The organism is Candidatus Magnetobacterium casense, assembly GCF_019173545.1.
In the GTDB taxonomy this organism is placed as follows: Bacteria; Nitrospirota; Thermodesulfovibrionia; order Thermodesulfovibrionales; family Magnetobacteriaceae; genus Magnetobacterium; species Magnetobacterium cryptolimnobacter.
Map to the genome: position 1 here is coordinate 1 of NZ_JABXWD010000144.1, position 8657 is coordinate 8657.

General features: G+C 47.1%; 9 protein-coding genes. 4 read left to right on the forward strand and 5 right to left on the reverse strand.

What is annotated here, in order from left to right; translation table 11 throughout:
* The first annotated feature begins 405 nt into the window (after positions 1–405).
* Genes HWQ67_RS09035 through HWQ67_RS09050 form a run of 4 tightly spaced genes read left to right on the forward strand, consistent with a single transcriptional unit; the run spans position 406 to position 3980 of the window.
* A complete protein-coding gene (locus HWQ67_RS09035; RefSeq protein ID WP_218252359.1) occupies positions 406–738 on the forward strand; it encodes an FmdB family zinc ribbon protein in 333 nt (110 codons plus the stop codon).
* Between the two features lie 42 nt (positions 739–780).
* Complete coding sequence (locus tag HWQ67_RS09040; protein ID WP_218252360.1) at positions 781–2124, forward strand: sensor histidine kinase; 1344 nt, start codon at positions 781–783, stop codon at positions 2122–2124.
* 16 nt (positions 2125–2140) lie between these two features.
* The gene (locus HWQ67_RS09045; RefSeq protein ID WP_218252361.1) at positions 2141–2842 is read left to right on the forward strand and encodes a YggS family pyridoxal phosphate-dependent enzyme; all 702 of its coding nucleotides are present in this window, start codon (positions 2141–2143) and stop codon (positions 2840–2842) included.
* A gap of 4 nt (positions 2843–2846) precedes the next feature.
* Positions 2847–3980 carry a M20/M25/M40 family metallo-hydrolase gene (locus HWQ67_RS09050; RefSeq protein ID WP_218252362.1) on the forward strand — a complete coding sequence of 378 codons (1134 nt, stop codon included), beginning with the start codon at positions 2847–2849 and terminating at the stop codon, positions 3978–3980.
* A 2-nt stretch (positions 3981–3982) separates the two neighbouring features.
* Here HWQ67_RS09050 and HWQ67_RS09055 read toward each other — a convergent pair whose 3' ends face one another.
* The 5 genes from HWQ67_RS09055 to HWQ67_RS09075 all read right to left on the reverse strand — a co-directional run bounded on the left by HWQ67_RS09055 (position 3983) and on the right by HWQ67_RS09075 (position 8402).
* The gene (locus HWQ67_RS09055; protein WP_218252363.1) at positions 3983–4651 is read right to left on the reverse strand and encodes a flavodoxin family protein; all 669 of its coding nucleotides are present in this window, start codon (positions 4649–4651) and stop codon (positions 3983–3985) included.
* A gap of 174 nt (positions 4652–4825) precedes the next feature.
* The gene (locus HWQ67_RS09060; RefSeq protein ID WP_218252364.1) at positions 4826–5110 is read right to left on the reverse strand and encodes a hypothetical protein; all 285 of its coding nucleotides are present in this window, start codon (positions 5108–5110) and stop codon (positions 4826–4828) included.
* 14 nt (positions 5111–5124) lie between these two features.
* The gene (locus HWQ67_RS09065; RefSeq protein ID WP_218252365.1) at positions 5125–6774 is read right to left on the reverse strand and encodes an adenylate/guanylate cyclase domain-containing protein; all 1650 of its coding nucleotides are present in this window, start codon (positions 6772–6774) and stop codon (positions 5125–5127) included.
* A 74-nt stretch (positions 6775–6848) separates the two neighbouring features.
* Positions 6849–7517: a methylamine utilization protein gene (locus HWQ67_RS09070; RefSeq protein WP_218252366.1), complete on the reverse strand. Its 669-nt coding sequence runs from the start codon at positions 7515–7517 to the stop codon at positions 6849–6851.
* Between the two features lie 3 nt (positions 7518–7520).
* Entirely contained in the window at positions 7521–8402 is an 882-nt protein-coding gene (locus tag HWQ67_RS09075; protein WP_218252367.1) for a hypothetical protein, read from the reverse strand.
* Positions 8403–8657: the final 255 nt, after the last annotated feature.

Below are 8657 nucleotides of genomic sequence, written 5' to 3' on the forward strand. Positions count from 1 at the left end.
GGGGACTGGTCCCCTTGCAGGGGGTTCTGAAGGGGGGCGGAGCCGCCCCTTTCTTTCTTGTATGCAAGCAATTTTGATACCCGAAAAAACTCGAATCCGATCAGTATATAATTTGACAATGTCATATTACAAACTCTGCATATAAAGATGTCTGAACTACGATTTAACGGATTAAGGGATTATCAGGATTTGTATTAAAGAAGACCTCATGTCTTTATCCTGTAAATCCTTTAATCTGTGTAATCCTGGTTCAGACAATCCCTGATGTTTACTTGAATGTGACATTGTCAATATAACAGTAATCTGACATTTCTATTTTGCTGTGACAATGCTGAACTATTACCTTGACCTTTTGTGGTAAGATGCACTAAAATGAGATCATGTTAAGATTTGGAGGTTTGTCAGATGCCCATATATGAGTTTGAGTGTACCACGTGCAAGAGGACTCAGGAGATACTACAAAAGGTCAATGATACCCCTGTCAGCGTTTGCCCGGAGTGTGGCGGACAGATGAGAAAGCTGATTTCGGCGACCTCATTCGTATTAAAGGGCGAGGGTTGGTATGTGACGGATTATCCCTCAAAGGATAGAAAGAACGCGGTAGAGTCGGAGAAATCGGAGGGCAAACCCGCCCAAGCAACCGATAAATCTGCAACCGATAAAACCACAGGCGAGTCAAAACCTGCTCCGGAGTCCAAACCTGTCAGTCAACCACAGGGCGCCGCGGTTGACAAATAAAGATATAGGTGCTATATTAACCGCAATATCGGTGGAGAGATTATGGCAGACTTAAAGCACATCATAGACAGTATTGAGAGCAAAAAGGAAGACTATAAGAGGTATGACTTTTCAGATGCCCAGGCAGTGGCCTTAAAGACGTTCTTTGACCTGGCTCAGGAGTTTGACGAATCTGAAGACATATACCTCTTGTGTGTAGCCATACCGAAGGTCTTTCTCGACCTCGAGGCCAGGTTATACCTCATAGACCAGAGGGCTATAGAGTTTGTCATGGTCTCATGTACCGACATGCCGGGGGGGATATTTGATGACAGCCTGCCCGAGTACATACAGGCTCAACCCAAACCATACAGGGTAAACGGTCGCCTCGTAATGACCATCCGTGGAAAGAAACTGCTCAGTGAGCAGTTGCCACAGACGCATATAGACAACTGCATAGGTTTTCTGGAGGTCTATCCCGATACGAGTATTACCGAACACGATATTTTTTTCCTTGAAAAGTACGCAAACCGTATCGGATACAATATTCACAACAGATTCCTGCTCAACAAGAACATAGAACACCTGAGATTTATCCAATCGCTGGTGGCCGACATCGAGCATAACATCATCGTCCCCAACATGATCTTCAAGCTATTCCTAAGGAGACTCAAAGGCAAAATAGCCAAAAACAGGGAGATCGAAAAAAACCTGATCACATACACCACTGATGAGGCCTGTGACAGCATCTGCATAGAACACTTGCTCGACGAGATGGTCGATGTCAATCACGGCCTCACGGAAGAATTCTCAAACATAGAGCGACACTATCAAAACACGTCGCTGTTTCTGGAGACGCTCCTGCGCAAGAGCCACTTCGACAAGGGGCATCTCACGCTGCGAACCAAGCCCTGTAACATGAAAAAGGACGTTATACTGCCACAGTTGGAGCAGTTTGCACAGCGATTTAAGGAGGCCGGATTTAAAGTAGAGGGTATGCAGTGCGAATCCGGTGCTGCAGACATCATAACGCTCATAGACGTGGGCCTGATTGCGCAGGTCTATGCCAACCTGTTCTCCAACGCCCTTAAGTACGGACAGGAAGTGACCAACCAAAAGGGGGAACCTATAAAGCTCGTCAGATACTGCAGGGACCTCAAGAAGGACTACTTTGGCACGGGCAAGGATGGCGTAAAGTACTCAGTCCTTAGTTCCGGGCCACACATAAAGCCTGAAGAGAGGGACAAGATATTTGAAGAGGGCTATCGTGGTACCAACTCCTCAACCAGACCGGGGACAGGACACGGCCTGACCTTCATTAAAAACGCCGTTGAGATACACGGTGGGATTTTCGGTTATGAGCCGCACCCGCTGGGCAATAACTTCTACTTTGTCCTGCCCAGGTAGCCTGATTTAACTTGCAATGCCGGATAACACCTCGCTCATAGACAGGGTAAACCACATCTACAAGCGCATATCCTACGCTGCCATGCGTGCAGACCGTAGCCCCGATGAGGTCAAACTCATAGCCGTCAGCAAGCATATCCCGATGGAGGCCATTGTGCAGGCCATAGACGTTGGGCTGAGGCACTTTGGTGAGAGCTACATCCAGGAGGCGGTCAAAAAGATTGAGGCCGCTAGCGACAACCAATCCGCAACACGCCTGTCGTGGCACCTCATCGGTCACCTGCAACGAAACAAGGTCAAGTTGGCCGTGGGGCTTTTTGACGTAATTCATTGTCTGGACTCCCTGGCCCTCGCAAGAGAGATAGACCTGCACGCTGAAAGACTCGGCAAGGTACAAGGCGTCCTCATACAGGTCAAACTGGCCGATGAGCACACCAAAAGCGGCATCGATCTAGCCCTGTTACCGGCTCTGGTTGAGGACATCGCCACACTGAAGCATGTGCGTCTGGAGGGGCTGATGACCATCCCCCCTTACCTTGACAACCCGCAGGAGGTCAGACCGTACTTCAGGCAGTTGTACCAGCTCAGAGAGGCCGTTTATGGCATGGGCTACAAGGACCTCGAACTGTCAATGGGCATGTCCAGCGACTACGAAGTCGCCATCGAGGAGGGCGCTACGCTGGTCAGGATCGGCACCGCCATCTTCGGCCAGAGGTGAGGCAATGTCTGTCATAAACGCCACACTCATAAACGAAAACCGCGTTATCGGAACGTTTAAGGAGCTAATAGAGATACCGTCGCCGTCGTTTCAGGAGCAGGAGATCGGCAGACGGCTTGTTGAAATGCTGCAGAGGCTCTCATTTGAAGTAGAGATACTTGACTATGAACATTCCTTTAACATATTGGCACGCAAGCGGGGCAGTATATCGGGCGCCGCTTCGTTGTTGTTAAGTGCGCACATGGACACGGTGCAGTCCACCCCGGTGGCGTTGAGCTACAGACATCAGGACGGTCTCATTGCCTCTACGGGGGAAACCATCATCGGGGCCGATGACAAGAGCGGTATAGCCGAAATCATAGAGGCCCTCACCGTCCTTGAGGAGACCGCCCATCCCCACGGAGACATCGAGGTGCTCTTTACTTCGGCAGAGGAGCGAGGACTGTACGGTGCCAGGAATGTTGACTACGGTAAGATACGCAGTCGCTATGCCCTGGTCTTAGACAGCAGCGGGGAGGTTGGACGGATTGTCCTTGCCGCCCCCACACACGTGACATATCGCATGACGATCACCGGAAGGGCAGCACATGCAGGCATAGAGCCGGAGAAGGGTACCAACTCAATCATCGTCGCCGCCAGGATAATATCCGCCATTGCCGATGGCCGGCTCAACGCCGACACCACTGCCAATGTCGGCATCATACACGGGGGCAGCGCTACAAACATCGTTCCCGTTGAGACGGTCGTTGATGGCGAGTTCAGGAGCCTTACCCCCGCAACCCTGGAGAAACTCATGGCAACTGCCTTTAATACTGCAAAAGACATCGCCCGAAAAAATCAGGTTAAACTGGCAATCCAACATGAGCGTGTCTACGAAGGCTATAGATTTGAACCGGCAGACCCTTTCGTCCAGCTCATAAGTGGCGCCATTGAGCGTTGTCGCTTAGAGTCGGCCTGCGTCAGCTCAGGGGGAGGCTCTGATGCAAATATATTCAACCAGCATGGCATAATGGCCATACCACTATCCACCGGTATGCAAAAACCCCACACCGTAGAAGAATACATATACACCAACGACCTGCTCAGGGGCAGCCTCCTCGTCCTTGAGATTATAGCGTCATTGGCTCAAAAAAGATAGACTTACACGGAAACCCCATTTTTCGCTGTCAGTGCCTCTGCTATCTTTTTCCCTAACCCCACTGCTGCCGAGGTGGCATCCAATTGGTACTCGAACTTGTTTATGCCAACAGAATCGACGGTGGCCTCGGAGCCATAGAGCATCTTGACGGCTGACATTTTACATTCGTCGCCGTGCCCGCAGATGACGCAGGGGACGTTTCCCTGCACCCTGACCGATCCCAGAAAGTTCATCCCCTCCTCCATCATATAAAAACGTATGGCGTTTTCCCCCATGTGGAAGGCCGGTGGGAGCATGTCGGCATTTTCCGGGACGCAGCATGTGATTACGGCACCCCCTGGTTTGCCGGCCATGTAGCCGTGTTTGTGTCTAAGCGGATAGAGACGTTCGATGAATGCCTTGGTGCGGGCATCGAGTGTCGAGTATGGCGTAAAGCCGCCAATAACAAGCGCATCAGCCTGTTTCACCTTCTCCGTAAGCCCGCGTGCATCGTCATTGACAACACAGATGTTTGTCTCTACACAGCCAAGACAGGCCCTGCATGGGGCGTAGGTGTAATCGATGAGGTTGATGAGTTCGGTCTCAACTCCAGTAGCCGCAAGGACTGCCTTAATAGCTCGTTGGGTGTTACCATTTTTGATCGGTGAGCCGGATACTCCAAGCACTTTCATTTTAGCCTCCTGTATGCAATATTTAAATTAACACTATCACCTTTTATACGATACCACATCCGGAGGTACAATTGTCAATCGATGGGATTAGCGGGAAAGTACTTAACAAGCACAAAAAGCCCTATAGCAATTCCAGGGCTATCGCATTTGAACGTAAGAAAAAAAAGGGACGGTTTACGGCAGGGGTACCTCACCCCCTCCGCTCTCCTCCGCTCCCTTTCTGAACCCCCTGCATGGGGACCAGTCCCCCACTGAGCCGGGGGAACTTAGCCGGGGGCGGCTCGCTCTAGCCCCTTTGATGCCGGGGGGCGCTGACCCCTTGACCCCATTATTTTTTTCTTCCGGGCAGACCATGTGATGACAGCGGACGTTTTCGTAGATCGGCTTCCTGCCTATTACGTACCTCCGTCTAAGGTCTGTTGTGCTGTCCTTGTTCTTTATTTCTATAAAATATCCCATATTTTCACCCTTCTTTATTGACTTGCTTGTACACTCTCTTTTTCAGTCCTTCCCGTTAGAGCATAAACGATTGTGGGTTTACTCTTTCCTTTTACGCTCACCTCACCTATTTGATCTATCTTATAGGAACCTCTTAGCTTTTGGTATGTAGAATCACTAATTATGATATTGGCATTGTAGGTCTTTGTAAGCCCTTCAAGTCTTGAAGCGAGGTTCACGCCATCGCCAATAACGGTATAGTTCAGTCTGTGTGCAGAACCCATATTGCCGGCCACTACGATATCCGTGTTTATACCAATACCTATATTGACAGTCGGAATATTATTTTTATGGAAATCTTCATTTAATACAACCAAGGCCTCGCTCATATCTAATGCGGCACGAAGGGCGCTGTCAACATCATCGGGATGACCTATGGGGGCACCAAACAGCGCCATAATCGCATCTCCTATATATTTGTCTATAACCCCTCCATGTCTTTCAATTATTTCACTCATCACCGTTAAATATTTGTTAAGCATATTTAAAATCATAGCAGGAGGGTGTTTTTCGCTCAGGGTGGTAAAATTTCTTATATCAGAAAACAATATCGTAACCTCTTTTTCCTCACCGCCAAGTTCTACTTTTTTGCTTAGAAGCTCCTTTGCTACGGCAGGAGATACCACCTTACCAAGCAAATCATGAACTAAGTCCCTCTCCTGTAACCCCCTTGCCATGTTGTTAAAGGCATTGGACAACTCTCCAAACTCGTCTTTTTGTTGTACCTCTATATGTGCGTTGTAGTCTCCATTTTCTATCTGTCTGACTCCGTAAACAAGTGTACTGACAGGTTTTGTCACAAAGCGGGATATCCTTATGGAAACAACAAAGGAAACCAGCAGACCTATTAAAGATATTACGACAAGTCGTATGTACAATCGATAATAAGGCTCTAGCTCATCATCCATTGACCTCTGCAACAAGACATACAGTGCAGTATTCCCCTTTTTTTCCAGAGGTGATATAAGCGATATATATTCATCCTGGCTAAGTTTGATGGACTGGCTACCCCCTTTCATTAGGTTGGTAGCTTTTAATTTCCCTGTCAAGAGTTTTTTGAGTTCTCCAGAGAGGGTGCTGGCCACTATCTTTAATCTTCCCTCTGAGTTCATCTCAAGTACAGAAATCTGGGCAAATATAAGATTTCTGATATCTTTTAAGGTTCTGTCATTGAGCATAAATCCCAACACAAGCCAGGCAATGGGGTCGGGGGCAAGGATTGGGATGGTCTCAGCTTGATAATACCATCCGTCTCTGATTGTAACTGAAGACATTTCGCCTTTGTCTTCGGCGTTTTCGATTAAATCCCGATTCATAAACTGCTTGCCGCTGAGATCAGGCTGTATCGTATCTGCTATTACGTTGTACTCTAAAGAAACAAGGGTAACGAAATCAGCACTAATGCGTTGTCTGAGGTTTTCAATAATCGAGACGAGAGTTTTGTTGTCAACGCTGAAAATAGACTGTTTAAAGGCATAATCCATTGACAAGAGTTTTGCATTTTCTGAACGCTGCCTTATGCGATTATCCATAACTGTATTGAACACTCTATGCTCCATCATCAAATTTTCTGAGATTATGGAGCGAGTACTTGCCATACCCACAACACTGATGGAGCCAAACATCAGCAATTGGATTATCCCTACCAGAGTAACTAAGTAAAATAACAGACGGTACTGAAAGCTACCGAAGGAAAAACTTAAGGATATACCCCACCCCCAATAGAACCTGGGGCACGTCTGACACTCAATGCTTTCTTTACCTCTATTGTAAAATCAATCTTTGTATCGTCCCCCCTATTTATAGTGACAGGTTCTTTTACAGTGGATGAGGATTTTTTCATATAAGGATGCCAAATCTCTACCTTATACTGACCTTGCGGGATATTTTTGATAGTTGCCTTTCCCTTTGTATCCGTTTTTGCAAACAATGGGGTTTCAACAACGTAAACATATGCCTTCATCCAGTCGTGGATGTTGCAGCCTAATGCAACGACACCAGGTTTGTCAAAGGTTACGGGATTAACACGCCCCTTTCCTGGAGGATACAAGGGGATTTCAAACTTTTTTGCCTCTGAAAATGAATACACATGATGACGTATCTTGTCGCTGTTAGGAAAGAACAACGTAGTGCCTACCATCACAGGTGTTACAAAGTCAATGAAGGTCTTATCGATTTGATCTATTTCTGAGGTAAGGTTTTTATCAGGTTTTTTCAGCTCACCGGAGAGAGGGGTTGCAGTTATCACGGCATGTTCGACCAACGTACCCTCCATGTCTTTGACTTCTGATATAAGGTCTCCACAGTAGCCACTGCCGGTCGACAACAAATAAAACAGGCCTATTACATATATTGCAAATATTTTCATAACCTAAAAGCTGTACTTGATGTTGGTAAAAATAAGGTTGTCATAATAGTGTAGATCAGAGGTATAACCATCTGCACGGGTATAGTTGACATTTACAGAGGAGTGCTCGCTTAAGGCGTAGCTTAAGCCAAAAGCAAACTCGTTAACAAGGGCATTAAACTTATAGGTACACAAGCGTCTTTTAAAAGTTTTATCCCATATTATAGCCTTCGTAAAACTCTTAAAGCTATCAAAATCGCTTGGATCATTTGTAGAACTGATACCACCATAATATACAGAGTTGCCCACAGATGCCAATAATCGTTCGGTAAGCAGGTAGTTTAAGACGATAGCCCCCTTGCTTCCCGTCTGGTCAAAGGGATTACCCATAAACCCCTCTACGCCAGGCTTACTGTCTCTACCGTTACGATATATAAAGCTATACGACAACATCATATCAAACCTATCGGAGAATCGTTTTCCAAGGGTAATCCCTCCATTATACATCCAACTATTTCTCACAGTCTCATTGACGGATAAATAACCGGCAAAACTATGGAGCCTTAACCATGGGATGTCCTGCCCCACACCAAATTTATGGGTCAATGACACATCGACACCTGAAGAGACGCTGTTTAAAGCATCATAGCGTTTATATACCTTAGCCTTCACGTCAGCGGCAATGCGCAACCTTGTGAAATCACCTAACTGATAATATCTCCCAAAAACCACGGATGGAGAGGCGATTAAATCGCTTAACCTGCCATCTTTATCTACAGCAAAATTTATATTATCCTCAAATCCTGCGTCTAAAGTGGTGTTAAGCACCCAATCCACCCATTCGGCATTTGCCGTCTGACAAAACACTATCGCAACAAGAAGAAAGACCCATAGATGCTTAAGCATACCAGTTCTTTGACCTATATATCTTAATAATAATCATAATGTTTAATTCTATCATATCTATTTACTTGCTGTCAAGTTTTTTTGCTCTGTACGCTGTAAGGGTGCATAAGAAACTCATGGGTGTCTTGGGGAAAGAAAGGGGCGGCTTGTGGCCGGGGTGCCCCACCCCCTCCGCTTCTTTGTCGCTCCAGGAGGGGGCAGCGCCCCCCGGCTCAATGCGCTCCTGGCCCCCTTCAGAACCCCCCGCAAGGGGAG

Coding starts and splice junctions, on each gene's coding strand:
- HWQ67_RS09035 (WP_218252359.1), top strand. CDS start 406: ATGCCCATATATGAGTTTGAGTGTACCACGTGCAAGAGGACTCAGGAG.
- HWQ67_RS09040 (WP_218252360.1), top strand. CDS start 781: ATGGCAGACTTAAAGCACATCATAGACAGTATTGAGAGCAAAAAGGAA.
- HWQ67_RS09045 (WP_218252361.1), top strand. CDS start 2,141: ATGCCGGATAACACCTCGCTCATAGACAGGGTAAACCACATCTACAAG.
- HWQ67_RS09050 (WP_218252362.1), top strand. CDS start 2,847: ATGTCTGTCATAAACGCCACACTCATAAACGAAAACCGCGTTATCGGA.
- HWQ67_RS09055 (WP_218252363.1), bottom strand. CDS start 4,651: ATGAAAGTGCTTGGAGTATCCGGCTCACCGATCAAAAATGGTAACACC.
- HWQ67_RS09060 (WP_218252364.1), bottom strand. CDS start 5,110: ATGGGATATTTTATAGAAATAAAGAACAAGGACAGCACAACAGACCTT.
- HWQ67_RS09065 (WP_218252365.1), bottom strand. CDS start 6,774: ATGTTTGGCTCCATCAGTGTTGTGGGTATGGCAAGTACTCGCTCCATA.
- HWQ67_RS09070 (WP_218252366.1), bottom strand. CDS start 7,517: ATGAAAATATTTGCAATATATGTAATAGGCCTGTTTTATTTGTTGTCG.
- HWQ67_RS09075 (WP_218252367.1), bottom strand. CDS start 8,402: ATGCTTAAGCATCTATGGGTCTTTCTTCTTGTTGCGATAGTGTTTTGT.